The organism is Arthrobacter sp. ZGTC131 (assembly GCF_002929275.1).
In the GTDB taxonomy this organism is placed as follows: domain Bacteria; phylum Actinomycetota; class Actinomycetes; order Actinomycetales; family Micrococcaceae; genus Arthrobacter.
Window position 1 is genome coordinate 304,060 of sequence record NZ_PJIK01000002.1, and the last position, 22,260, is coordinate 326,319.

General features: G+C 67.1%; 21 protein-coding genes. 14 read left to right on the forward strand and 7 right to left on the reverse strand.

Annotation, left to right across the window (positions count from 1 at the left end; genetic code table 11):
* Position 1: 1 nt before the first annotated feature.
* Genes CXQ90_RS04415 through CXQ90_RS04425 form a run of 3 tightly spaced genes read right to left on the reverse strand, consistent with a single transcriptional unit; the run spans position 2 to position 2,320 of the window.
* Entirely contained in the window at positions 2–355 is a 354-nt protein-coding gene (locus tag CXQ90_RS04415) for a hypothetical protein (protein WP_104137247.1), read from the reverse strand.
* Entirely contained in the window at positions 352–1,074 is a 723-nt protein-coding gene (locus CXQ90_RS04420) for a LytTR family DNA-binding domain-containing protein (RefSeq protein WP_104137249.1), read from the reverse strand. Before CXQ90_RS04420 ends, CXQ90_RS04415 begins: the two co-directional genes overlap by 4 nt.
* A 49-nt stretch (positions 1,075–1,123) precedes the next feature.
* Complete coding sequence (locus CXQ90_RS04425) at positions 1,124–2,320, reverse strand: sensor histidine kinase (protein ID WP_104137251.1); 1,197 nt, start codon at positions 2,318–2,320, stop codon at positions 1,124–1,126.
* Between the two features lie 165 nt (positions 2,321–2,485).
* On the opposite strand from CXQ90_RS04425, the gene CXQ90_RS04430 reads away from it, so the two are divergent.
* Together CXQ90_RS04430 and CXQ90_RS04435 are read left to right on the forward strand one after the other, a co-directional pair.
* A complete protein-coding gene (locus CXQ90_RS04430; RefSeq protein WP_104137253.1) occupies positions 2,486–2,866 on the forward strand; it encodes a DUF485 domain-containing protein in 381 nt (126 codons plus the stop codon).
* Positions 2,863–4,479, forward strand: a complete 1,617-nt coding sequence (locus CXQ90_RS04435) for a cation acetate symporter (RefSeq protein ID WP_104137255.1) — start codon at positions 2,863–2,865, stop codon at positions 4,477–4,479. The genes CXQ90_RS04430 and CXQ90_RS04435 overlap by 4 nt, the downstream gene beginning before the upstream one ends.
* 163 nt (positions 4,480–4,642) lie before the next feature.
* Here CXQ90_RS04435 and CXQ90_RS04440 read toward each other — a convergent pair whose 3' ends face one another.
* Both CXQ90_RS04440 and CXQ90_RS04445 read right to left on the reverse strand, forming a co-directional pair.
* On the reverse strand, positions 4,643–5,224 hold the full coding sequence (locus CXQ90_RS04440; RefSeq protein ID WP_258064357.1) for a hypothetical protein: 582 nt from the start codon (positions 5,222–5,224) through the stop codon (positions 4,643–4,645).
* A gap of 146 nt (positions 5,225–5,370) precedes the next feature.
* Positions 5,371–5,844: an Lrp/AsnC family transcriptional regulator gene (locus CXQ90_RS04445; protein ID WP_078026386.1), complete on the reverse strand. Its 474-nt coding sequence runs from the start codon at positions 5,842–5,844 to the stop codon at positions 5,371–5,373.
* Positions 5,845–6,126: 282 nt separating this feature from the next.
* Between CXQ90_RS04445 and pdhA the strand changes: the two genes are divergently transcribed.
* The 3 genes from pdhA to CXQ90_RS04460 are packed head-to-tail and all read left to right on the forward strand — an operon-like array spanning position 6,127 to position 9,709.
* Entirely contained in the window at positions 6,127–7,278 is a 1,152-nt protein-coding gene (gene pdhA, locus CXQ90_RS04450; RefSeq protein ID WP_258064367.1) for a pyruvate dehydrogenase (acetyl-transferring) E1 component subunit alpha, read from the forward strand.
* Entirely contained in the window at positions 7,278–8,288 is a 1,011-nt protein-coding gene (locus tag CXQ90_RS04455; protein WP_104137256.1) for an alpha-ketoacid dehydrogenase subunit beta, read from the forward strand. The genes pdhA and CXQ90_RS04455 overlap by 1 nt, the downstream gene beginning before the upstream one ends.
* A gap of 8 nt (positions 8,289–8,296) precedes the next feature.
* On the forward strand, positions 8,297–9,709 hold the full coding sequence (locus CXQ90_RS04460) for a dihydrolipoamide acetyltransferase family protein (protein WP_258064358.1): 1,413 nt from the start codon (positions 8,297–8,299) through the stop codon (positions 9,707–9,709).
* Positions 9,710–9,786: 77 nt separating this feature from the next.
* On the opposite strand, the gene CXQ90_RS04465 is transcribed toward CXQ90_RS04460, so the two are convergent.
* A complete protein-coding gene (locus CXQ90_RS04465) occupies positions 9,787–10,416 on the reverse strand; it encodes a TetR/AcrR family transcriptional regulator (RefSeq protein ID WP_104137455.1) in 630 nt (209 codons plus the stop codon).
* A 201-nt stretch (positions 10,417–10,617) separates the two neighbouring features.
* Between CXQ90_RS04465 and CXQ90_RS04470 the strand changes: the two genes are divergently transcribed.
* Genes CXQ90_RS04470 through CXQ90_RS04500 form a run of 7 tightly spaced genes read left to right on the forward strand, consistent with a single transcriptional unit; the run spans position 10,618 to position 18,549 of the window.
* On the forward strand, positions 10,618–12,225 hold the full coding sequence (locus tag CXQ90_RS04470) for a carboxyl transferase domain-containing protein (protein WP_104137259.1): 1,608 nt from the start codon (positions 10,618–10,620) through the stop codon (positions 12,223–12,225).
* 22 nt (positions 12,226–12,247) lie between these two features.
* Positions 12,248–14,434: a biotin carboxylase N-terminal domain-containing protein gene (locus CXQ90_RS04475; protein WP_258064359.1), complete on the forward strand. Its 2,187-nt coding sequence runs from the start codon at positions 12,248–12,250 to the stop codon at positions 14,432–14,434.
* A gap of 2 nt (positions 14,435–14,436) precedes the next feature.
* On the forward strand, positions 14,437–15,600 hold the full coding sequence (locus CXQ90_RS04480) for an acyl-CoA dehydrogenase family protein (RefSeq protein WP_104137262.1): 1,164 nt from the start codon (positions 14,437–14,439) through the stop codon (positions 15,598–15,600).
* A gap of 20 nt (positions 15,601–15,620) precedes the next feature.
* Positions 15,621–16,412, forward strand: a complete 792-nt coding sequence (locus CXQ90_RS04485) for a CoA transferase subunit A (RefSeq protein ID WP_104137264.1) — start codon at positions 15,621–15,623, stop codon at positions 16,410–16,412.
* Between the two features lie 2 nt (positions 16,413–16,414).
* Positions 16,415–17,155, forward strand: coding sequence for a CoA transferase subunit B (locus CXQ90_RS04490; RefSeq protein ID WP_104137265.1), 741 nt, complete (start codon positions 16,415–16,417; stop codon positions 17,153–17,155).
* Positions 17,152–17,703 carry a MaoC family dehydratase gene (locus tag CXQ90_RS04495; RefSeq protein ID WP_258064360.1) on the forward strand — a complete coding sequence of 184 codons (552 nt, stop codon included), beginning with the start codon at positions 17,152–17,154 and terminating at the stop codon, positions 17,701–17,703. The genes CXQ90_RS04490 and CXQ90_RS04495 overlap by 4 nt, the downstream gene beginning before the upstream one ends.
* Positions 17,704–17,718: 15 nt before the next feature.
* Positions 17,719–18,549, forward strand: a complete 831-nt coding sequence (locus CXQ90_RS04500) for a CoA ester lyase (RefSeq protein ID WP_104137267.1) — start codon at positions 17,719–17,721, stop codon at positions 18,547–18,549.
* 58 nt (positions 18,550–18,607) lie between these two features.
* Here CXQ90_RS04500 and CXQ90_RS04505 read toward each other — a convergent pair whose 3' ends face one another.
* The gene (locus tag CXQ90_RS04505; RefSeq protein ID WP_104137458.1) at positions 18,608–20,059 is read right to left on the reverse strand and encodes a lipase maturation factor family protein; all 1,452 of its coding nucleotides are present in this window, start codon (positions 20,057–20,059) and stop codon (positions 18,608–18,610) included.
* A gap of 163 nt (positions 20,060–20,222) precedes the next feature.
* On the opposite strand from CXQ90_RS04505, the gene CXQ90_RS04510 reads away from it, so the two are divergent.
* On the forward strand, positions 20,223–20,966 hold the full coding sequence (locus tag CXQ90_RS04510) for a sulfite exporter TauE/SafE family protein (RefSeq protein ID WP_104137268.1): 744 nt from the start codon (positions 20,223–20,225) through the stop codon (positions 20,964–20,966).
* 52 nt (positions 20,967–21,018) lie between these two features.
* Positions 21,019–22,248: a 1-deoxy-D-xylulose-5-phosphate reductoisomerase gene (gene dxr, locus CXQ90_RS04515; protein WP_104137270.1), complete on the forward strand. Its 1,230-nt coding sequence runs from the start codon at positions 21,019–21,021 to the stop codon at positions 22,246–22,248.
* Positions 22,249–22,260 lie beyond the last annotated feature (12 nt).

Genomic DNA, 22,260 nt, shown 5'->3' on the forward strand with positions numbered 1-22,260 from the left:
CTCACCGTCTGTCCTCGGCGAGGTCCCGGTAGCGGGCCTCGTTGCGCGTGGCGCTGCGGATGTACAGCCAGGCGCTGATCCCGGTCACGGGATAGATTCCGGCGCCGAGCAGGAGCCAGTCAAAAGGGATTCCCGCGATCCGGGTCTCCGCCAGCCCCGGGATGGCGCCGAGCAGCACGGGAAACGCGCCGAGGATCAGCAGGAAACCGCCGGCCACCACCAGGGCGAGCCGGAGCTGGGAGCGGATCAGGGACCGGACAAACACCTGCCCCATTGCCGATTCCTCGGCGGCCTCCCGCGGTTCGGCCGCCGGCCTGGCCGCCGAACGGGGAGCCGTCACCCTGACGCGTGTCATGCCTGCGGCCGGATCCGGGTCGCCTCGAGCTTCTCCCGGACGGCCGGCAGGTGGCGGCGGCTGATCGGCAGCTCGGCATCCTCCACGGTGACGCTGGGACGGACCGCGGCGAGCTTCAGGTGCGTGACGTGCGAGAGGGCAATGAGATACGAACGGTGGGTGCGGATGAAACCGGCGTCTGTCCACTGCTGTTCCAGGTCCGCCAGCGGAACGCGGATCAGGTAGCTGGCATCGGCCGTGTGCAGCCGCGCATAGTCTCCCTGCGCCTGGACGTACGTGACGTCGTCGCGCCGGATCATTTTGGTGGTGCCGCCCTGGTCAACGGTGATCATCTCGGGTGCGGCGCCGCCGCCGTCGCGGATCAGCTCGCTGATCCGGCCCACCGAACGGGCCAGCCGCTCCGCCCGGACGGGCTTCAGCAGGTAGTCCACCGCCGCCAGCTCGAATGCCTCGAGGGCGCAGTCCTCGTCAGCGGTGACAAATACGACGGCGGGCGGCCGGCTGCTGCGGGAAATGACCCTCGCGATGTCCAGTCCGGACACCGCCGGCATATGGATGTCCAGGAAGACGGCGTCCACGGACTCGGATTCGAGGGCCCGGAGCGCCTCGGCGCCGGAGGACGCGCGAAGTATGGTGCCGATCCTCTCATCCCTGCCCAAGAGGAAGGCGAGTTCTTCGATGGCGGGCAGCTCGTCGTCGGCGACGAGTACGTTAATCATGGTTCTAGGTTATCTTCCGGCCGGGGCCTGCCGTTCTCAGGCACAGTGCTCAGGCGTTGTGCCCCGGCTGGGACTTGGGGACCCGCATGGTGATCAGCGTCCCCTCGCCGGGCGCCGTCTCGATCACCAGGCCGTGGTCGTCGCCGTATACCTGGCGAAGCCGTGCGTCGACGTTCCGCAGCCCCACGTGCTCACCGTCCATGTGTCCGGCCAGCATGGACTGGAGCTGCACCGGATCCATCCCCACGCCGTCGTCCTCGATGGTGACCTCCGCGAACGCGCCGGAATCGTTGGCGGAGATGGTGATGTGCCCGGGGCCTTCCTTCGCCTCCAGGCCGTGCCGGACGGCATTTTCCACGAGCGGCTGCAGGCTCAGGAACGGTATCACCGTGCTCAACACCTCGGGCGCGATCCGGAGGCTCACCTGCACCCGCTCACCGAACCGGGCCCGCTCCAGCAAAAGGTACCGGTCGATGCACCGCAGCTCCTCGGCGAGGGTGGTGAAATCGCCGTGCCGCCGGAACGAGTAGCGGGTGAAATCCGCGAACTCCACCACCAGTTCGCGGGCCCGCGCCGGGTCCGTGTTGATGAAGGAGGCAATGGCGTTCAGCGAGTTGTAGATGAAGTGCGGGCTGATCTGTGCCCGCAGCGCCCGCACCTCCGCCTCCATCAGGAGGGTCCGGGAGGCATCCAGCTCGGCCAGCTCCACCTGGGCGGCCACCCAGTCGGCCACTTCCGTGGTGGCACGGACCAGGCCGGCGCCGGCCGAGGGGGCAAAGGCCGCAACGACACCCACCACGCGGGACCCTGCCCGGATGGGCGCGATCACGGCGGCCCCAATGGATCCGGACTTCCGGGCTGAGAGTTGCAGGTCGGCGGCGTTGAACACCTGGGTCCTCCCGCCGGAAAGCACGTCGGCGGCGAGCTCCATGAGCCGGGGCCTGAGTTCTTCGCCGGGCCCGTCCCACGCCAGCACGCCGGACACGTCGGTGATGGCGAGCGCGTCGCAGCCCAGCAGGGTCCGGAGCTGCCGGCTGGCCTTCGCGGCACCGGCCGGGTTCAGTCCCGTCCGCAGGTGCCGGCCGGCTTTCGATGCCGCGTGAAGGGTGGTGTAGGTGGCACGCTCGGCGTCGGTGCCCAGCTCGCGGAAGGAGCGGAGCACCTTGAGGCCAACCAGGACGACGACGGCAATCGCCAGGGCGATCACCGCGACGGCGGCTGCGGCGTAGAGCGGGGAGTCGGGCATGCTGCCCAGCGTAGCGCCTGCCGTTTGTCGCAGCATCGCGACCGCTAGGCGACCGGAATCCCGCAAAGACTGGAACCCTGCCCGGGAGCGGAGCACAGTGATGGGAGTCACACTGGTGCGGAGCGTGCGAGCCGGTGTGGGAGTCAGTCTCAATGAGGAGGAACGATGGGTAACAGTGCCCGAACTCCGGACGTCGCGGCGTCCGCGGACTTCGAGGAAGTCCAAGCCACCGAGCAGTTCAAGGAACTGCGCAGGCGCCACCGCAGCTTTGTCTTTCCCATGGCCGTGGCGTTCCTGCTGTGGTACTTCGCGTACGTCCTGCTGGCCGATTATGCGGTCGACTTCATGTCCAGCAAGGTGTGGGGCAACATCAACGTGGGGCTGATCATGGGCCTGCTCCAGTTTGTCACCACGTTTGCCATCACGGGCTGGTACGTCAGCTACTCCAACAGGAAGCTGGACCCCATCGCGGCGGAGATCCGCCACGGCATTGAAGGCCACGAATTCGACAAAGCGGGCAACCGCGTGGGCGGAGCAACCCCATGATCTACATTCCAGCAGCGGTGGACGTCGCCGCGCTCCAGGACACCACCCTCCTGAACATGGGCATCTTCGGCCTGTTCGTGGCGGTCACCATGGTGATCGTCCTGCGGGCGAGCCGGAACAACAAGACCGCGGCGGACTACTACGCGGCCGGCCGCTCCTTCTCCGGCTCGCAGAACGGCACCGCCATCGCCGGCGACTACCTGTCCGCGGCCTCCTTCCTGGGGATCACCGGTGCCATCGCCATCAACGGCTACGACGGCTTCATGTACTCCATCGGGTTCCTCGTTGCCTGGCTCGTGGCGCTCCTGCTCGTGGCCGAACTGCTGCGCAATACCGGCAAGTTCACCATGGCCGATGTCCTGTCCTTCCGCCTCAAGCAGCGTCCGGTCCGCATCGCCGCCGCCATCTCTACGCTTGCCGTCTGCTTCTTCTACCTGCTGGCCCAGATGGCCGGCGCGGGCAGCCTGATCTCGCTTCTGCTGGGCATCAGCGACTGGGGCGGCCAGGCCCTCGTGATCATGGTCGTGGGCGCGCTCATGATCATGTACGTCCTGATCGGCGGCATGAAGGGCACCACGTGGGTGCAGATCATCAAGGCCATCCTGCTCATTGCCGGCGCCGCAGTGATGACGCTCTGGGTCCTGGCCATCTACGGCTTCAACCTGTCCAGCCTGCTGGGCGCGGCCGTGGAGACGTCCAACAACCCGAACGTCCTGAACCCGGGCCTGCAGTACGGCAAGACGGAGACGTCCAAGCTGGACTTCATGTCGCTGGGCCTCGCCCTGGTCCTCGGCACGGCCGCCCTGCCCCACGTGCTGATGCGCTTCTACACGGTGCCCACCGCCAAGGAAGCCCGGAAGTCAGTGGTGTGGTCCATCTGGCTGATCGGCCTTTTCTACCTGTTCACGCTGGTCCTTGGTTACGGCGCAGCTGCCCTCGTCGGCGCGGAAACCATCAAGGGTGCTCCCGGCGGCGTCAACTCGGCCGCCCCTCTGCTGGCCTTCTACCTGGGCGGACCGCTGCTCCTGGGCTTCATCTCGGCGGTGGCGTTCGCCACCATCCTGGCCGTGGTGGCCGGACTGACTATAACCGCCGCGGCGTCCTTCGCCCATGACATTTACGCCAGCGTCATCGCCAAGGGAAAGGCCGACGCCGACACTGAAGTTAAGGTGGCCCGCCGCACCGTGGTGGTCATCGGAGTCATGGCCATCCTGGGCGGCATCTTCGCCAACGGGCAGAACGTCGCCTTCCTGGTGGCGCTCGCGTTCGCCGTTGCCGCCTCCGCCAACCTGCCCACCATCATCTACTCGCTGTTCTGGCGCAGGTTCACCACGCAGGGCGCGGTGTGGAGCATGTACGGCGGGCTGGCATCGGCCATCATCCTGATTGTGCTGTCGCCGGTGGTGTCCGGGGCGAAGACGTCGATGATGCCGGGAGCCAACTTTGCGATCTTCCCGCTCAGCAACCCGGGCATCGTGTCCATCCCGCTGGCCTTCCTCCTGGGCTGGCTGGGCACGGTCCTGGATAAGAAGCGCGAGGACCGCAGCAAGCAGGCCGAGATGGAGGTCCGTTCCCTGACCGGTGTCGGCGCAGAGAAGGCAGTTGACCACTGACGCTGGACATACGCTGTCTGTGACATGCGCCCGGGCCGCTGACCCGGCGGCACGGCAGAAGCCCCCGCGACGCGGGGGCTTCTGTGTGCCCGGCTACCTTTTACTGCTGTTCCGATCCTGCTGCCAGCTGCCTTCCGCTGCGACCGTGGATGGGTGGGTGTGTTCAGCCCTTCGGCTTGAGCCGGATGTTGACCATCTTCAGCTCATCCTTGCCGGCGAAGCGGTAGACGAGTTCGATGTCCTTGCCCTCGCATTTGATGAGCCCGGTCACGTCAGCGATGTTGGTTTCATTTTCGGTGCTGACTTTGAGGTCGTCGTACGCCGTGGAGCAGGACGGGTCCAGCTTCAGGCTCTCGACGCCGGACGCGAAATCCTCCTTTGTCAGCTGCTCTTTGAGCGCAGGGTCCATGAAGTCGTTGTAGGCCTTGTCCGTCTCCCCGGCGATGACCAGCCTGGTGAAGCCGTCCGCAAGGTCAGAGGCATTCCGAGTGGCTCCGCCCACGAGGTTCAGAATCAGCAGCACTCCGACGACTACCAGCAGCAGGACTCCTCCGACGATCCCCACAACGATCCAGAGGCCCTTCCGGCTCCTGGCAGGAGGCTGGCCCGGCAGCCCGAAGGGGGCGGGAGGGAGCGGCTGGCGGCTGCGGAACTGCCGGCCGTACGGCTGCTGGCCGTACGGAGCCCCGGAAGGGGGTTCGCCGGAGGGCTGACCGGGCTGGTACGGGTCCTGGGGGTTGCTCAAGTGGAGCCTTTCCGGCAACCGCCACACACCGGCGCGCCTGCCTACTGGGGCGTGTCGGCGCCCTTCATATCAAGTGGCAATATCCTATAGCGCGGCGGCCATCCTTTAGTGCAGTCCGGGGGGTCAGCGCGGGCGGACACCCGGCGTCATTCGGCCGCGGAACCGCGGTCCAGGAGGGGTTGGATCCGGAACGGAATCAGTTCGCCCATGGCCAGGGCGGTATCCGTCCGGTCCACGCCGTCGCATGCGAGGATCTTTCCGTTGATCCGGAAGAGGTCTTCGGCGTCCAGTGCCACCACGCGGAGCAGAAGGTCCGCGGAGCCTGTCAGCCCATAGCCCTCCAGGATCTCGGGCACGCTCGCCAGCTCTTCGGCGAGCCTGCCCAGTTTCTGCTGCTGGACGTGCACCGAGATGAAGGCCATCAACGGGTAGCCCAGCGACACCGGGTTGATGCGGCGTTCGAATGAGAGGAAGACGTGTTTCTTCTCGAGTTGGGCCATCCGCGCCTGGACGGTGTTCCGGGACAGTCCCAGCTTCTGCGCCAGTGCCACCACCGTCCTGCGCGGATCGCGGGCCAAGGCTGATAGCAGCCGTGTGTCAGTGCCATCCAAAGCTTGCATAATGCGCAAGGCTAGCACGGTCCAGGGGGGCCGAATGGTGCATTGTGCTCAGGTTCGGCGGCGGTGGTTGTACCCCTTGAGCATTGTGAGTATGGTCACAATTATCCGGGGCAACGGTGCCCCGCGGGCCGTAACGGGGCGGGATCACGAGTCCTTGCGCGGGACGGTCACACGACGTCAGAAGGTTGCGCAACGGTGTTGACAGACGAAGTGGGCCAGGGCGGTACAACCGCCAGCGGCCCGGGCAACAATGCAGGACATCGAGGAGGGGCCAGCCAGAACCTGGTCCAGTTGATTACGCCCCAGGGGGAGCGCGTCAGCCATCCGGAGTACGACCCCTGGGTCCGGGACATCTCGGACGAACAGCTCGGCTCCCTCTATGAGGACATGGTGGTCATCCGCCGGATTGACACCGAAGCCACGGCGCTCCAGCGCCAGGGCGAGTTGGCGCTCTGGCCGCCCCTGCTGGGCCAGGAAGCGTCGCAGATTGGCTCGGCACGGACGCTGCGCGAGGACGACTTCGTTTTTTCCAGCTACCGGGACAACGGCGTTGCCTATTGCCGCGGCGTAGACCTCACGGACATCGTGCGCGTCTGGCGGGGCAACGCGTCCAGCGGATGGGACCCCTACACGGTTAACATGGCCGTGCCCCAGATCATCATCGGGGCGCAGACCCTCCACGCCACCGGCTATGCCATGGGCATCCAGAATGACGGCGCGGATTCGGTGGCCTTTACGTACTTCGGCGACGGCGCCACAAGTGAAGGTGACGTCAACGAGGCCATGGTGTTTGCGGCCAGCTTCCAGGCTCCCGTGGTCTTCTTCTGCCAGAACAACCACTGGGCCATCTCCGAACCCGTGCGGCTCCAGTCCCATGTCCACATCGCCGACCGGCCCGCGGGCTTCGGCATCCCCAGCATGCGCGTGGACGGCAACGACGTCCTGGCCGTAATGGCCGCCACCCGGGTCGCCCTCGACCGCGCCCGGCGCGGCGGCGGCCCCACCTTCATTGAGGCCGTCACCTACCGCATGGGACCGCACACGACGGCGGATGACCCCACGCGGTACCGCGACGCCAACGAACTTGAGGACTGGGCCGCCAAGGATCCGATCCGCCGGGTCAAAGCCCTGCTGGACCGCAAGGGCCTGCTGACCGAGGAGTTTGAAGCCGCAGTGCAGCGCAAGGCCGACGCCGTGGCCCGCGAGATGCGTGCCGGCTGCACCGGTATGCCGGACCCGGAGCCGCTTGATATCTTCAAGCACGTCTACAGCACGCCGAACTCCTGGCTGGACCGCCAGCAGGACCACTACTCCCGTTACCTGGCCTCCTTCGGCGCTCCCACAGGAGCCGAGTCAGAAGAAGGTGGCTACTCCAGTTACGTGGCATCCTCCGGCGATCCCGAAGATGCCGACTCAGAAGAAGGTGCACGCTGATGACGCAGATGACCTTTGCCCGGGCAATCAATTCGGGCCTCCGTAAGTCTCTCGAGCACGATCCCAAGGTCATCCTCATGGGAGAGGACATCGGAACCCTGGGCGGTGTTTTCCGGGTGACCGACGGCCTGCAAAAGGACTTCGGCATGCACCGTGTAGTGGACACGCCCCTTGCCGAGTCCGGAATCATGGGCACGGCGGTGGGGCTGGCCTACCGCGGCTACCGTCCCGTGGTGGAAATCCAGTTCGACGGCTTCATCTACCCGGCCTTCGACCAGATCGTGTGCCAGGTGGCCAAGCTTCACTACCGCACCCAGGGCCACGTCAAAATGCCGATCACCATCCGCGTTCCGTTCGGCGGCGGAATCGGTTCGCCCGAGCACCACTCCGAGTCTCCCGAGGCCTACTTCACGCACACATCGGGCCTGCGGGTGGTCAGCCCGTCCAGCCCGCAGGACGCGTACACCATGATCCAGCAGGCCATCTCCTGCGATGACCCCGTGCTGTACTTCGAACCCAAACGCCGCTATCACGACAAAGGCGACGTCGATGAGACCCTTGACCTGGGCAGCGCGCTGCCCCTGGAAAAGGCCCGCGTCATCACCGACGGGCGGGATGTCACGCTGGTGGCGTACGGTCCGCTGGTCAAGACCGCCCGGGATGCCGCCATTGCCGCAGCGGATGAGGGAGTTTCCGTCGAAGTGATTGACCTCCGCTCCCTCGCGCCGGTGGACTACGCGGCCGTGGAGGCCTCGGTCCGTAAGACGGGCAGGCTTGTCATCACGCACGAGGCGGGGCAGTCAGGAGGCCTGGGGGCCGAAGTCGCCGCCAGTATCACCGAGCGCTGCTTCTACTACCTGGAGGCTGCTCCCGTGCGCGTCACGGGATTCGATGTGCCGTACCCGTACTCCAAGCTGGAGATGCACCACCTTCCCAGCCTGGACAGGATCCTCGACGGCGTTGACCGTGCGCTTGGGCGGCCGAACTCGCTGAGCGGGCTGGAAGGATGACCGCCACCATGATCAAGGAATTCCGGCTCCCCGATCTCGGCGAAGGCCTGACCGAATCCGAAATCGTCAGCTGGAAGGTGAATGTTGGCGACACCGTGAGCCTCAACCAGATCATCGCCGAAGTGGAAACGGCCAAAGCCGTCGTGGAGCTGCCCTCCCCGTTTGCCGGCGTGGTCACTGCCCTGCATGAGCAGCCGGGCACCGTGGTGGAGGTGGGCAAGCCGATCGTCTCCTTCGAAGTGGAGGGCGACGCCGGCGCGCAGGCCGCCGCCGGCGGTGCGGCTGAGGCGCCCGCCGCGAAGCGGGAGCCGAACCTCGTGGGGTATGGCGCCGTCGTCGAAACAACCGGGCGCCCTGCCCGCCGGCCGCGCAACTTTGCCGCCTCGCCGCCGGTTGAGACTGCCGAAGCCAGGCCTGCCGAAACCGACGCGCCGCTGGTTGAGCCTGTCGAAATCAAGCCTGCCGAAACAAGGCCTCTCGAAACCAAACCCGCGGCAACGGTAGCCGGCGAGCGCCCCCGCTCCACGCCGCCCGTGCGGAAGCTGGCCAAGGACCTCGGCGTGGACCTGGAGCATGTCACCGGCAGCGGCCCCGGCGGGCTGATTACCCGCGATGATGTGAGGAACTTCGTGGGCGGCGGCGACCTTCCGGCCGCGGCCCAGGAACTGGCGGGCGAGGCAGCCCGGACGCCGGAACCAGTTCCGTCCGCACAGGCGAGTGAACGCGAAGTGCGCACGCCCATCAAGGGGGTACGCAAGTTCACGGCGGCCGCCATGGTCTCCAGCGCGTTCACGGCGCCGCACGTCACGGAGTTCCTGACCGTGGACGTCACACCGGCCATGGAGCTCCTGGCCAGGCTGAAGGCCAGCAAGGCCTTTGCCGGCCTGAAGCTGACGCCGTTGACCCTCGTGGCCAAGGCTGCCCTGATCGCCCTGCGGCGCAATCCCACCCTCAATTCCAGGTGGGATGAAGCCAACCAGGAGATCGTGCAGTTCAACTACGTGAACCTCGGGATTGCGGCAGCCACGCCGCGCGGCCTGACAGTTCCCAACATCAAGGACGCGGACCGGATGACCCTGGCGGAGCTGTCCACGGCGCTGACCGGGCTGACCGAGACGGCCAGGGCCGGCAAGACCAGCCCGGCGGAGCTATCCGGTGGCACCATCTCCATCACCAACATCGGTGTCTTCGGGATCGACGCGGGCACGCCCATTCTCAATCCGGGCGAGGCCGCCATCCTGGCCATGGGTGCGGTGCGGAAGATGCCCTGGGAGTACCAGGACCAGATCGCGCTGAGGCAGGTCATGACCCTGAGCCTGTCCTTCGACCACCGGCTCGTCGACGGCGAGCAGGGGTCCCGGTTCCTTGCGGATGTCGGAGCCCTGTTGGCCGATCCCGGCATGGCGCTCGCAATGGTCTGAAGCACTATGACCGGCCCTGGCCCCCATGAACGTTGCTGTCCGGCGACGGCTGTGAGGGCCAGGGCCGTTCGTGCGGCCTAGCCGGGCGCGGTGAGGGCTGCCAGCGCCATGTTCTCCAGCAGCGGCCGTGCCGATTTGATGGCCATCCTCCGGCCGTGGTTGCGGACCGAATGCGGCGTGGAATTGATCAGTCCGAAGGTTGCATGGGCGCGCATCCGGAGGTCGGCCGTGTCCGTTTCAGCGTGAATCCCCGCCAGGACGTCCACCCAGAGCTCCACGTAGCTGCGCTGCAGCGCCCGGACGTGGGCCTGGTCCTCGTCCGTGAGGTTGCTGAAGTCCCTGTCCTGGACCCGGATCACGTCCGGATTGCTGAGCGCAAAGTCCACATGGAACTGGACCAGCCGGCCCAGCGCCGCCAGGGGGTCGGCGGCGTCGGCAACAACCCGCCGGCCGCCGTCGAGCAGGTCCTGGCTGACCGTCAGGAGGAGGGCGCCCAGCACGGCCTGCTTCCCCGGGAAGTGGCGGTACACGGCGGGGCCGCTCACCCCGGCAGCTGCACCCAGGTCCTCTAGCGAGACCCGGTTGAAACCGTTGGCAGAGAAGAGGGAGGCGGCGGCGGACAGGAGAGCCTGCCTGCGGGTCTCCTTGGCCCGGCTGCGCTGGGTGGCACGGCTGGGCGCCGCGTCCTGGTCCGGCGGGGCGGGCAGTGCGGCGTCGCTGCCCTCGGCAAGCTGGCCGTGCTCCGTGATCTGCACATTTCCTCCTCGAAACTGCAAACTCTAGCAACTCGTCCGTGTGTTGGACATCACAGTTAATAGAGACTAACCTAAATTTCAGTTACATGGCACTAACCGAAAGTGGCAGGGCCCGGCGGAAACCCGGGCCGGCCAGGGAAATGGAAGCGGTCAATGGAGACACTCGCCAGCAAGCTGGACGCCACCAGCGAGGCCTTTGCGGCCAACAGCCTCGCCCAGGAGGCGCTCGCCGGCGAACTGCGGAAGCGGCTCGCCACGGCGGCCCAGGGCGGGCCGGAGAAATCCCGCGAGCGCCACGTGGCACGGGGCAAGCTCCTGCCGAGGGAGCGGATCAACCAGCTCCTGGACGACGGCAGCCCCTTCCTTGAGATTGCCCCGCTGGCGGCCAACGGTATGTACAACGATGACTCGCCGGGCGCCGGTGTGATCGCGGGCATCGGGCTGGTCCACGGGCGCCAGGTCCTGGTCATCTCCAACGACGCCACGGTTAAGGGCGGCACCTACTATCCGATGACGGTGAAGAAGCACCTGCGGGCCCAGGAGATCGCGCTGGAAAACCGGCTGCCGTGCATCTACCTCGTGGATTCCGGCGGAGCCTTCCTGCCCAAGCAGGACGAGGTCTTCCCGGACAAGGAGCACTTCGGCCGGATCTTCTACAACCAGGCCCGGATGTCCGCGGCCAAGATTCCCCAGATTGCCTCCGTGATGGGCTCCTGCACGGCCGGCGGCGCCTACGTTCCGGCCATGAGCGACGAAACGGTCATTGTGCGCAACCAGGGAACGATCTTCCTGGGCGGGCCGCCGCTGGTGAAGGCCGCCATCGGGGAGATCGTCACGGCCGAGGAACTGGGCGGCGGCGATGTCCACTCCCGCATCTCCGGCGTCACGGACCATTTGGCGGAAAACGACGAACACGCCCTGCAGATCGTACGGGACATCGTCTCCACCCTGCCCAGGCCTGCTGCGCCCGCCTGGGACGTGGACACCACCGTCGAGCCCGCAGTGGACCCCGCCGAGCTCTATGGTGCCGTCCCCACGGACGTCAACGCGCAGTACGACGTGCGCGAGGTCATCGCCCGCCTGGTGGACGGCAGCCGGTTCCACGAGTTCAAGAAGAATTACGGCACCACCCTTGTCACGGGCTTTGCGAAGCTGCACGGGCACCCCGTGGGCATCGTGGCCAACAACGGCGTGCTCTTCAGCGAATCCTCGCTCAAGGGCGCCCACTTCATCGAGCTCTGCGACCAGCGCGGCATCCCGCTGATCTTCCTGCAGAACCTCTCCGGCTTCATGGTGGGCAAGGACTACGAACAGGGCGGCATCGCCAAGAACGGCGCCAAGATGGTCACGGCAGTCGCCACCGCCCGCGTGCCCAAGCTGACCGTGGTGATCGGCGGATCCTTCGGCGCCGGGAACTATTCGATGTGCGGACGGGCCTATTCCCCGAGGTTCCTCTGGATGTGGCCTGCGAGCCGCATCTCCGTCATGGGCGGCAACCAGGCCTCGAGCGTGCTGGCCACCGTGAAGCGTGACCAGTACGACGCCGCCGGGCAGGAATGGTCCGCCGAGGACGAGGAGGCCTTCAAGGCTCCCATCAGGCAGCAGTACGAGGACCAGGGGAGCCCCTACTATTCCACCGCCCGCCTCTGGGATGACGGCGTGATCGATCCCGCCGACACCCGCACCGTCCTGGGGCTGGCGCTCGACGTCGTCTCCCGCACCCCGCTGCCGGAGACCTCCTTCGGCCTCTTCCGGATGTGAGTCGGCTATGACAAATCCAGCAATGACGAATTCAACCAATACCCACCCTTTCCACACTGTCCTCGTGGCCAACCGCGGCGAGATCGCCTGCCGGGTGATCAGGACACTGCACGCCATGGGCATCCGTTCGGTCGCCGTCTACAGCGACGCCGACGCCGATGCCCGTCACGTGCGGGAAGCGGACGTCGCCGTGCGGATTGGTCCCGCCACCGCGGCCGAAAGCTACCTGAAGATCGAGGCGATCATCAGGGCCTGCAAGGATACGGGAGCCCAGGCGGTGCATCCCGGTTACGGTTTCCTGAGCGAGAACGTCGACTTCGCCCGTGCGCTGGAGGCCGCCGGCATCGCCTTCATCGGCCCCGGCGTCGAATCCCTGGAAGTCATGGGGGACAAGATCCGTTCCAAGAACCACGTGGCCGGATACGGCGTTCCGGTGGTCCCCGGCATTGCCGAACCGGGCCTGACGGACGAGGACCTGATCGGCGCGGCCCCGGCAGTGGGCTACCCGCTGCTCATCAAACCGTCCGCGGGCGGCGGCGGTAAGGGCATGCACGTGGTGGAACGGCCGGAGGACCTGCCGGCAACGCTGGCCACCGCCCGGCGCGTCGCGGCCAGTGCGTTCGGCGACGACACCCTCTTCCTGGAACGCCTGGTTATGGCGCCGCGGCACATCGAAGTGCAGGTGCTCGCGGACACGCACGGAAACGTCATCCACCTGGGGGAGCGCGAGTGCTCCCTGCAGCGCAGGCACCAGAAAGTGATCGAGGAAGCGCCGTCGCCGCTCCTGGAATCACTGGCCGACGGCGCAGCCACTCGGGCGCGCATCGGCGAGGCGGCATGCCAGGCGGCCCGCAGCGTCCACTACACGGGCGCCGGCACCGTGGAGTTCCTCGTCTCGGACAATGCCCCGGACGAGTTCTACTTCATGGAGATGAACACGCGCCTGCAGGTGGAGCATCCGGTCACTGAAATGGTCACCGGGGTGGACCTCGTGGAGTGGCAGGTGCGCATCGCCGCCGGCGAGGTGCTCACGGTGGCGCAGGACGATGTCGTGCTTAACGGCCACGCCGCAGAAGCGCGCGTTTACGCGGAGGTCCCGGAGCGGAACTTCCTGCCGTCCTCCGGCGAGGTGGTCCTGCTGGATGAGCGGGGCAGAACCTTTACGGCCCTGGCGGACCTGGATTCCTTCACCCCCGCCTCCGCGGACCCGCACATCCGCATCGACTCCTCGCTGCAGCCGGGGCTGGAAATTTCCAGCGACTACGATCCCATGCTCTCCAAGGTCATCGCCTGGGGCCCGGACCGGAAGGCGGCGCTCGACAAACTTGATACGGCGCTGGAGCGGTACGTCGTCCTGGGGGTCGGAACCAACGTGGAGTACCTGCGGCTCCTGATCAACGACGACGACGTCCGCGCCGGCCGCCTCGACACGACCCTGATTGACCGCAAGATGCCGGACCTCACGTTCCGGAGCATCGGCGACACCGAACTCATCGCCGCGGCCCTCCCGTTCTGGGTCACTGACGAGCCTCCCGCCGGAGTGACGTCACCGTGGAACACCGGCCGGGGCTGGCGGCTGGGCACTCCCGCTCCTTGGCGGATGAGCTTCGGCCTTCCCGGCGGGGCCATGGCCACCGTAGCCATCACGTGGTTGAGCGACCTGGACCTTGGCCACGCCCTGGTCCGTGTCAACAACGGGCCGGAGCACAAGGTCCTGGTCCTGGCGTTGAGCAGCGAGTCCGTCGACCTTGAGGTCGACGGGCAGGAACACACCTTCGCGCTCGGCTCCTACTGGGAAGACCACCCCCGGGAGGGGCGTCCACAGCAGGTCTTCGTGGGTAACGGCGGCTGGTCCGGCGGGCTCGACGTCCTCACCCGCGAATCCCGCCTCGCTCGCGTGCTCGCAGCCATGGAGCGTGAAGAAGGCGTGGCCGATCCGGAAGTCCGCTCACCCATGCCCGGGACCGTCGTGTCAGTCTCCGTGCACAACGGCGAAACCGTGGAAGCCGGGCAGGTGCTGCTCTCCGTGGAAGCGATGAAGATGGAGCACCAGCTCGTGGCCGAAGTGGCCGGGACGGTGAATGTCAGCGTAAAAACCGGAGACCTGGTGAAAGCGGACCAGGTGCTCGCCACGATCCACGCCGAGCCGGCCGCCGGCACGTCAAAACCCCTCATCCAAGACCCAACCAATGAACGTAAGGAAGCCTAGCTATGGCCGATTTTGAGCTCAGCGAGGAATACCAGGACCTCAGCAACACCGTCCGGGAGTTTGCCGACGAGGTCGTCGCGCCCGTCTCGGCCAAGCACGACGAAGAGCACAGCTTCCCCTACGAAGTTGTCTCCCAGATGGCGGACATGGGCCTGTTCGGCCTGCCATTCCCTGAGGAGTCCGGCGGCATGGGCGGCGACTACTTCGCCCTGGCCCTCGCGCTGGAACAGCTGGGAAGGGTGGACCAGTCCGTGGCCATCACGCTGGAAGCAGGCGTTTCCCTGGGCGCCATGCCCGTCCACCGCTTCGGAACCGATGCCCAGAAGGAGGAATGGCTCCCGCTGCTCGCGTCCGGAAAGGCGCTCGCCGGCTTCGGCCTGACCGAACCGGAGGCAGGCTCGGACGCCGGCGGCACCAAGACCACCGCCAGGCTGGAAGACGGGCACTGGGTCATCAACGGCAACAAGGAGTTCATCACCAACTCCGGGACCGACATCACCCGGCTGGTGACCGTGACCGCGGTGACCGGCCAGCACGAGCGCAAGGACGGCAGCGTCAAGAAGGAAATCTCCACCATCCTGGTGCCCACCGACACGCCCGGGTTCAAGGCCGAGAAGGCGTACAACAAGGTGGGCTGGAATGCCTCCGACACCCACCCTTTGACGCTGAAGGATGTCCGCGTTCCCGAGGCCAACCTCCTGGGTGAACAGGGACGCGGCTACGCCAACTTCCTGTCCATCCTGGACGAAGGCCGCATCGCCATCGCCGCTCTGGCCACGGGTGCGGCCCAGGGTTGTGTGGATCTCTCGGTCCGCTACGCCAAGGACCGCAGCGCCTTCGGCCACAACATCGGCAAGTACCAGGCCATCTCCTTCAAGATTGCCCGCATGCAGGCACGCGCCCACACCGCGCGGCTGGCCTACTACGACGCGGCCGCCAGGATGCTCGCGGGCAAGCCGTTCAAGACCCAGGCGGCCATCGCTAAGATGGTCGCAGGCGAGGCAGCCATGGACAACGCGCGGGACGCTACCCAGGTGTTCGGCGGCTATGGCTTCATCAACGAATTCACCGTGGCACGTCATTACCGCGACTCCAAGATTCTTGAGGTAGGCGAGGGCACCACGGAGGTCCAGCTGATGCTGATCGCCCGGGAACTCGGACTGTAGCCGGCCTGAAAGGATCAACGATGATTGACAAGGTTGTTGCCAGCGCTGCTGAAGCGGTCGCGGACATTCAGGACGGCGCGTCCCTCGCCGTCGGAGGGTTCGGCCTGTGCGGGATTCCGGTGGCCCTCATTGACGCCCTCCACGACCGCGGCGCCAAGGACCTGGAGACTGTGAGCAACAACTGCGGCGTGGACGACTGGGGCCTCGGCATCCTGCTCAAGGACGGCCGGATCCGCCGCACCGTCAGCTCGTACGTCGGGGAGAACAAGGAGTTCGCCCGGCAGTACCTCTCCGGCGAGCTCGAAGTGGTGCTTACCCCGCAGGGAACGCTGGCGGAGAAGCTGCGCGCCGGCGGTGCCGGCATCCCGGCGTTCTACACGAAGGCGGGCGTGGGCACCCAGGTGTCCGACGGCGGCCTGCCGCAGAAGTACGACGCCGACGGCAGTATCGCGATCGCCTCCGCTCCCAAGGAAGTGCGGAGCTTCGGCGGTGTGGAGTACGTCCTCGAAGAGTCCCTTACGCCCGACTTCGGCCTGGTCCACGCGTGGAAGGGAGACCGCCACGGCAACCTGGTCTTCCACGCCACGGCGATGAACTTCAACCCGCTCTGTGCTATGGCGGGCAGGGTCACCATCGCCGAGGTCGAGGAGCTGGTGGAGCCGGGGGAGCTGGATCCCGAACACGTCCACGTCCCCGGAATCTTCGTCCAGCGGATCGTCCTCGCGCCCGAGAGCGAGAAGCGCATCGAAAAGCGGACCGTGGCCCTCTCGGCACAGTCTGCAGCCGGCACCACCGACCAGGCAGGAGCGTAGCCATGGAGTCGAACAGCCCGCAGGAGGCCCCGCCCCGCCCCGAAGCCGTCCGTCACGAGTACCGGCGTGCCGCCGCGTCCCACCCGGAGGGCAAGGGATGGACGCGCAACGAACTCGCGGCCCGGGTGGCGCAGGAACTCAGCAACGGCCAGTACGTCAACCTGGGCATCGGCATGCCCACGCTGATTCCGAACTACATCCCCGCCGGCGTGGAGGTGGTCCTGCACTCGGAGAACGGCATCCTGGGCGTCGGCCCCTACCCCGGCGAAGACGAAGTGGACCCTGACCTGATCAATGCCGGCAAGGAAACCGTGACGGTCAACAAGGGCGCCGCCTTCTTCGACTCGTCGCTGTCCTTCGGCATGATCCGGGGCGGGCATGTGGACGTGGCCGTGCTCGGCGCCATGGAGGTTGCCGCCAACGGGGACCTGGCCAACTGGATGATCCCGGGCAAGATGGTCAAGGGCATGGGCGGCGCCATGGACCTGGTGTTCGGCGCCAAGAAGGTGATCGTGATGATGGAGCACGTGGACCGGAACGGCCGGCCCAAGATCGTGGAGCGGTGCACGCTGCCGCTCACCGGCAAGGCCTGTGTGGACCGCATCATCACCGACCTCGCCGTCATCGACGTGACGCCGGACGGGCTGGTGCTGCGCGAGCTGGCACCGAACGTCTCGGCGGAGGACGTCGCCGCGGCCACCGGCGTCGAACTCCTCGAGGAAGACCAGGAACTGACCGTATGACGGCGAACCCTGAACGGAGTGCTGAGGGGGTGTCGGCCGGCCCAGCCGCCGGCAGCCCCCGGGTGATCGAACAGCGCGGGCTCTACTTCGAGGAGCTCGAGGAAGGCGTGGTGTACGCGCACCGTCCGGGCCGGACGGTCACCGAAACCGACAACGTCCTGTTCACCACCATGACCATGAACACGCAGGGGCTGCACCTTGACGCGGCGTGGAGCGCGGGGCAGCCGTTCGGCCAGCGGCTGGTGAACTCCATGTTCACACTGGCCACCGTCGTCGGGCAGTCCGTTCCACAGCTGACGCAGGGCACCATCATCGCCCAGCTGGGACTGACCGACGTGTCCTTTCCCGGCCCGCTGTACCACGGCGACACGCTCTACACCGAGACCGTCATCACCGGCAAGCGGCTCTCCGGATCCCGGCCGGGCCAGGGGATCGTGACCATGAAGCACACCGGCCGCAATCAGGACGGCACCGTGGTGGCCCTCGCGACGCGCAGCTGCCTGATGTGGACGCGGGAGGCGCACATGCAGGCGCCGACGCAAAAATAATCGGACAATGACTGTATGACTTTCGTGATGGGCCCGGCCCTGCTCTTCTGCCCTGCTGACCGCCCCGAGCGTTTCCAAAAGGCCGCCGAGCGCTCGGACGCGGTGATCATCGATCTCGAGGACGCCGTGGCGGCCCCGGACAAGAAGCGGGCCCGGGGCGCCATCCTGGCCCAGCTCGGCAGCTCCGGGGAGGGGCCGGAGCTCGATCCCAGCCGGACCATCATCCGGATCAACCCGGCGGGCACGGAGGACTTCGAAAAAGACCTGCACTGCCTGGCCCACACGCCCTACCGGACCGTGATGCTCGCCAAGACCGAAAGCGCTGAGCAGCTCCGGGCGCTGGACGGCTTCCACGTGATTGCCCTGTGCGAGACGGCGGCCGGCATCGTGAACGCGCCGGCCATCGCCGCCGCCCCGAACGTCGTGGCGCTCATGTGGGGCGCCGAAGACCTGCTCGCGTCCCTCGGCGGGACGTCCAGCCGGAACGACGACGGCGGCTACCGCGCCGTGGCGCTGCACGCCCGTTCCTCGGTGCTCCTGGCTGCCGGCGCCTTCGGCAAGGAGGCGGTGGACGCCGTCTACGTCAACATCCCCGACCTTGACGGGCTGGCCGAGGAAGCGCGGGATGCCGTGGCGTCCGGCTTCGGCTCGAAGGCCTGCATCCATCCCAGCCAGGTGGCAGCAGTCCGCGCCGCCTATGCGCCGTCGGCGGACGAGGTGGCGGCGGCCAGGGAACTCCTGGAGGCCGCCCGCGCGGCCGGGACCGGCGTGTTCCAGTTCAACGGCAAGATGATCGACGGCCCCATCCTCAAGCACGCCGAGGCGACCCTCCGCAAGGCCCGCTGACCCGGCGTCGTTTCTCCAGCCGGCGGACCGTCTTCCTACCGGCGGACCGCGGCGGTGGTCAGCTCCCGCGCCGGAGGGAAAGGGGCGGGATGGCCTCGTACAGCGGCGTCCGGATCCAGCGCTGGCCTGTCTCACGGAATTCGGTGCGGCTGGAGAAGCGGTACAGGTAGGTCCGGGCGCGCACCCACCGGGGGCGCTCGCCGTCGAACGGGTCCTCGCGCAGCAGGCGCAGCACCGTCCTGTCCGCCTTCAGCAGTTTCTCCAGGAACGCGTAGAACCACTCCTCGTGCACGGTGCGCAGGGGCAGGAACCACATCAGCCAGTCGAGCCGCAGGTGGTACGGGGCCCACTGGCGGGACAGCCTCCGCACGTCCCCGGGCTTGCCCTTGAATTCGTACTCCCGCCAGTCCGCCGACTCGTCCGGATCCTCGTCCCTGGTGCCCTCCACGGCCACCTCGATCCGCTGCTTCGTGACCGTGCCGAACGCGCCGTAGGTGTTCACGAGCTGCCAGCGGTTGAAGCTGGCATTCATCAGCTGGTGGTGGGAGAACAGGTTGCGGGCCGGCCAGTAGCTGAGCACCAGGAGCAGCACCGTGACCGCGAGCGTGAGGATGAGCCACCACAGCGGCGTCTGCCCGCTGCCGGCCGCGTGCCAGTCCAGCGGAATGGCCGGCAGGACTGCGTGGGCAACGGGGTCGCTGACTGCCGCGAAGGCCAGCACAATTGCTATCCAGTTCAGCCAGGCGAAGTTGCCGCTGGCCACGAGCCACAGCTGGGTGAAGATGATGATGCCCGCTGCGGCGCTGGCCAGCGGCTGCGGGGCGAAGAGGAAGAACGGCACCACCAGCTGGGCGAAATGATTGCCCAAGACCTCCAGCCGGTGAAAGGGCTTCGGCAGGAGATGCGCCTGCCGGCTCAGGGGACCCGGCATGGGCTGGGTCTCGTGGTGGTAGTACAGGGCCGTGAGGTCCCGCCACTCCCGGCCGCCGCGGATCTTGATCATGCCCGCGCCGAACTCCAGCCGGAACACCAGCCAGGCCACGAGGAGCAGGATGGTCCGGGGCGGATCTGTCTGGTCGGACCCCAGGAACGCCACGGTGAAGCCCGCCTCGAGGATCAGCATCTCCCAGCCGAAGCCGTAAAACGTCTGCCCCACGTTGACGATGGACATGTACAGCAGCCACAGCGCGAGGAAAGCGATCATGGGCAGCCACGGCGGGCCCGTCTGCGGCAGCCCGGCAACCAGGAGGGCGGAGATGGCCAGCCCCGTCCCGCAGACGGCGCGGAGCAGCCGGTCCGAGTAACGCCAGCGGAAGAGCGTGGGGCGCCGCAGCCTGCTGAAACCCTCCAGATAGTCCGGAACGGGAAGGAGGCCGCGCTCGCCGAGCAGCGCAGGGAACTGGTTCAGGGTTGACAGGAACGCAACGAAATAGAGCGCGGCGATGCCACGCTGCAACACTTGCCGGGCGAATTCGTAGTCCGGCGCGTCGAACCAGGAAGCCCAGTCCACGGTTTCCACGTTACGCCTGACGCCAAACCCGTCAAGGCAGTCCAGGGGAGCCCCCGCACACCGTTGCGCGGGGTGTGCGGCGGGACGTGCGGTGGGCGTTGGCGCGGGCCACCGGTTCTGACCCCGGCGAGGGCGAAGTCCCGTGCGGCGTTAGGATCGAACCATGTTTGCTCTGGTGCTCATCGTGGTTGTCGCGGGGGCGTTGGCGCAAAGACTTGCCGGGCTGGGCTTCGGCCTCCTGGTCTCGCCGGTCCTGGTGGTGCTCCTGGGGCCGTTCGACGGCGTGATGATCATCAACCTCTGCGGCGCGGCCTCATCGCTGCTGATCCTGTCGCGGGTCTGGCGGCACGTCGACTGGCGGCGCTACTTCGGCCTCGCGGCTTCCGCGCTGACCGGCGTGGTTCCCGGCGCCTGGCTGGCCAGCCATGTCCCGGAGGCCCCGCTGGAGATCTGCATCGGAGTCCTGCTGATCCTGGGACTGCTGGCTTCCCAGCGGCTGAACCGCAGCTCATGGCAGGCCTCCGGCCCGGCCCCGATGATGACGCTGGGATTTTCCAGCGGGCTCATGAACGCGGCCGCCGGGGTCGGCGGTCCGGCCATCACCGCGTACGCCATCGTCACCCGCTGGGAGCAACGGAGCTTCGGCGCAACGCTGCAGCCCTACTTCATCACCACGGGGCTGTCCTCGCTGCTGAGCAAATACCTGTTCTCCGGCGGCCATCTTCCCGCCCTCGAAGGCTGGCAGTGGCTGGGCATCCTCGCCGCTATGATCGTCGGAATCGTCGCCGGTGACCTGCTCTCCGGCAGGGTGCAGCCGGGCTTCGTCCGGAAGATCGTCGTCGTGATCGCGTACGCCGGTGCGGTATCCACCGTGTCCAAGGGCGTGCTGGACCTCGCGCTCGGCTAATCAGCGTCTGTCCCCCGTCCGGAGGCGGCCCGCGGTGCGGGATACTTAAGCCATGCAGACTTCGGGTTCCGGCCGTCCGGCCGGCCAGCCAGTGACAGGGCAGCCGCGCAGGATCGTCCTCCTCGGATCCACCGGTTCCATCGGCACCCAGGCGATTGACGTCGTCAACGGCGCCCCGCACCTTTTCGAGGTGGTGGCACTGAGCGCCGGCGGAGGCAACCTGGAACTCCTCGCCCGGCAGGCCGTGCACACGAAGGCCGCCGCGGTGGGCATCGCCCAGGGGGATCCCCGCCGTCTCCAGGACCTGATCGACGACGCCGCCCGGGCGGCCGGGCTGGCAGGGTACCGTCCGGAGGTCATCACCGGCCCCGATGCCTCCACCCGGATCGCCGCGGTGGAGGCGGACGTGGTGCTCAACGGCATCACCGGATCCATCGGCCTGGCACCGACGCTGGCGGCGCTGGAATCCGGTGCAACGCTGGCACTGGCCAACAAGGAATCGCTCATCGTGGGCGGCTCCCTCGTCAAAGCCGCCGCCGCGGACGGACAGATTGTGCCCGTGGATTCGGAGCATTCGGCCATTGCCCAGTGCCTGCGTTCAGGGTCCGCCGCCGAAGTGGACAGGCTCATCCTGACGGCGTCGGGCGGCCCGTTCCGCGGCCGGACCCGCGAGCAGCTGTCCACCGTCACCCCGGCGGAAGCCCTGGCACACCCCACCTGGGACATGGGCCTGATGGTCACCACGAACTCCGCCAGCCTGGTTAACAAGGGACTCGAGGTGATCGAGGCGCACCTGCTCTTCGACATCCCGCTGGACAGAATCGACGTCGTGGTCCATCCGCAGTCCGTGGTCCACTCCATGGTCCAGTTCGTGGACGGCTCCATCATCGCCCAGGCCTCCCCGCCGGACATGCGGTTGCCCATCGCCCTCGGGCTGGGCTGGCCGGACCGTGTTCCCCAGGCGGCCACGCCCTGCGACTGGACACGGGCAACCAGCTGGACCTTCGAACCGCTGGATGTCACCGCCTTCCCGGCAGTGGGCCTGGCCATGGACGCAGCGAAACAGGGAAGCACCTACCCGGCCGTGTTCAATGCCGCCAACGAGGAGGCCGTGATGGCGTTCCATGCGGGCCGGATCCGGTTCACGGACATCGTGGACATCATCGAAGCCGTACTCAGCGAACACCCGGGTTCCTCCCTGCTAACGGTCGAGTCCGTGCTGGATGCTGAAAAGTGGGCACGTGCGCGCACGCACGAACGTTTAGCAGTGAGCAGTCTCTAGGAAGCAGCAGAT

Coding starts and splice junctions, on each gene's coding strand:
- CXQ90_RS04415 (WP_104137247.1), bottom strand. CDS start 355: ATGACACGCGTCAGGGTGACGGCTCCCCGTTCGGCGGCCAGGCCGGCG.
- CXQ90_RS04420 (WP_104137249.1), bottom strand. CDS start 1,074: ATGATTAACGTACTCGTCGCCGACGACGAGCTGCCCGCCATCGAAGAA.
- CXQ90_RS04425 (WP_104137251.1), bottom strand. CDS start 2,320: ATGCCCGACTCCCCGCTCTACGCCGCAGCCGCCGTCGCGGTGATCGCC.
- CXQ90_RS04430 (WP_104137253.1), top strand. CDS start 2,486: ATGGGTAACAGTGCCCGAACTCCGGACGTCGCGGCGTCCGCGGACTTC.
- CXQ90_RS04435 (WP_104137255.1), top strand. CDS start 2,863: ATGATCTACATTCCAGCAGCGGTGGACGTCGCCGCGCTCCAGGACACC.
- CXQ90_RS04445 (WP_078026386.1), bottom strand. CDS start 5,844: ATGCAAGCTTTGGATGGCACTGACACACGGCTGCTATCAGCCTTGGCC.
- CXQ90_RS04455 (WP_104137256.1), top strand. CDS start 7,278: ATGACGCAGATGACCTTTGCCCGGGCAATCAATTCGGGCCTCCGTAAG.
- CXQ90_RS04460 (WP_258064358.1), top strand. CDS start 8,297: ATGATCAAGGAATTCCGGCTCCCCGATCTCGGCGAAGGCCTGACCGAA.
- CXQ90_RS04470 (WP_104137259.1), top strand. CDS start 10,618: ATGGAGACACTCGCCAGCAAGCTGGACGCCACCAGCGAGGCCTTTGCG.
- CXQ90_RS04475 (WP_258064359.1), top strand. CDS start 12,248: ATGACGAATTCAACCAATACCCACCCTTTCCACACTGTCCTCGTGGCC.
- CXQ90_RS04480 (WP_104137262.1), top strand. CDS start 14,437: ATGGCCGATTTTGAGCTCAGCGAGGAATACCAGGACCTCAGCAACACC.
- CXQ90_RS04485 (WP_104137264.1), top strand. CDS start 15,621: ATGATTGACAAGGTTGTTGCCAGCGCTGCTGAAGCGGTCGCGGACATT.
- CXQ90_RS04490 (WP_104137265.1), top strand. CDS start 16,415: ATGGAGTCGAACAGCCCGCAGGAGGCCCCGCCCCGCCCCGAAGCCGTC.
- CXQ90_RS04495 (WP_258064360.1), top strand. CDS start 17,152: ATGACGGCGAACCCTGAACGGAGTGCTGAGGGGGTGTCGGCCGGCCCA.
- CXQ90_RS04500 (WP_104137267.1), top strand. CDS start 17,719: ATGACTTTCGTGATGGGCCCGGCCCTGCTCTTCTGCCCTGCTGACCGC.
- CXQ90_RS04510 (WP_104137268.1), top strand. CDS start 20,223: ATGTTTGCTCTGGTGCTCATCGTGGTTGTCGCGGGGGCGTTGGCGCAA.
- dxr (WP_104137270.1), top strand. CDS start 21,019: ATGCAGACTTCGGGTTCCGGCCGTCCGGCCGGCCAGCCAGTGACAGGG.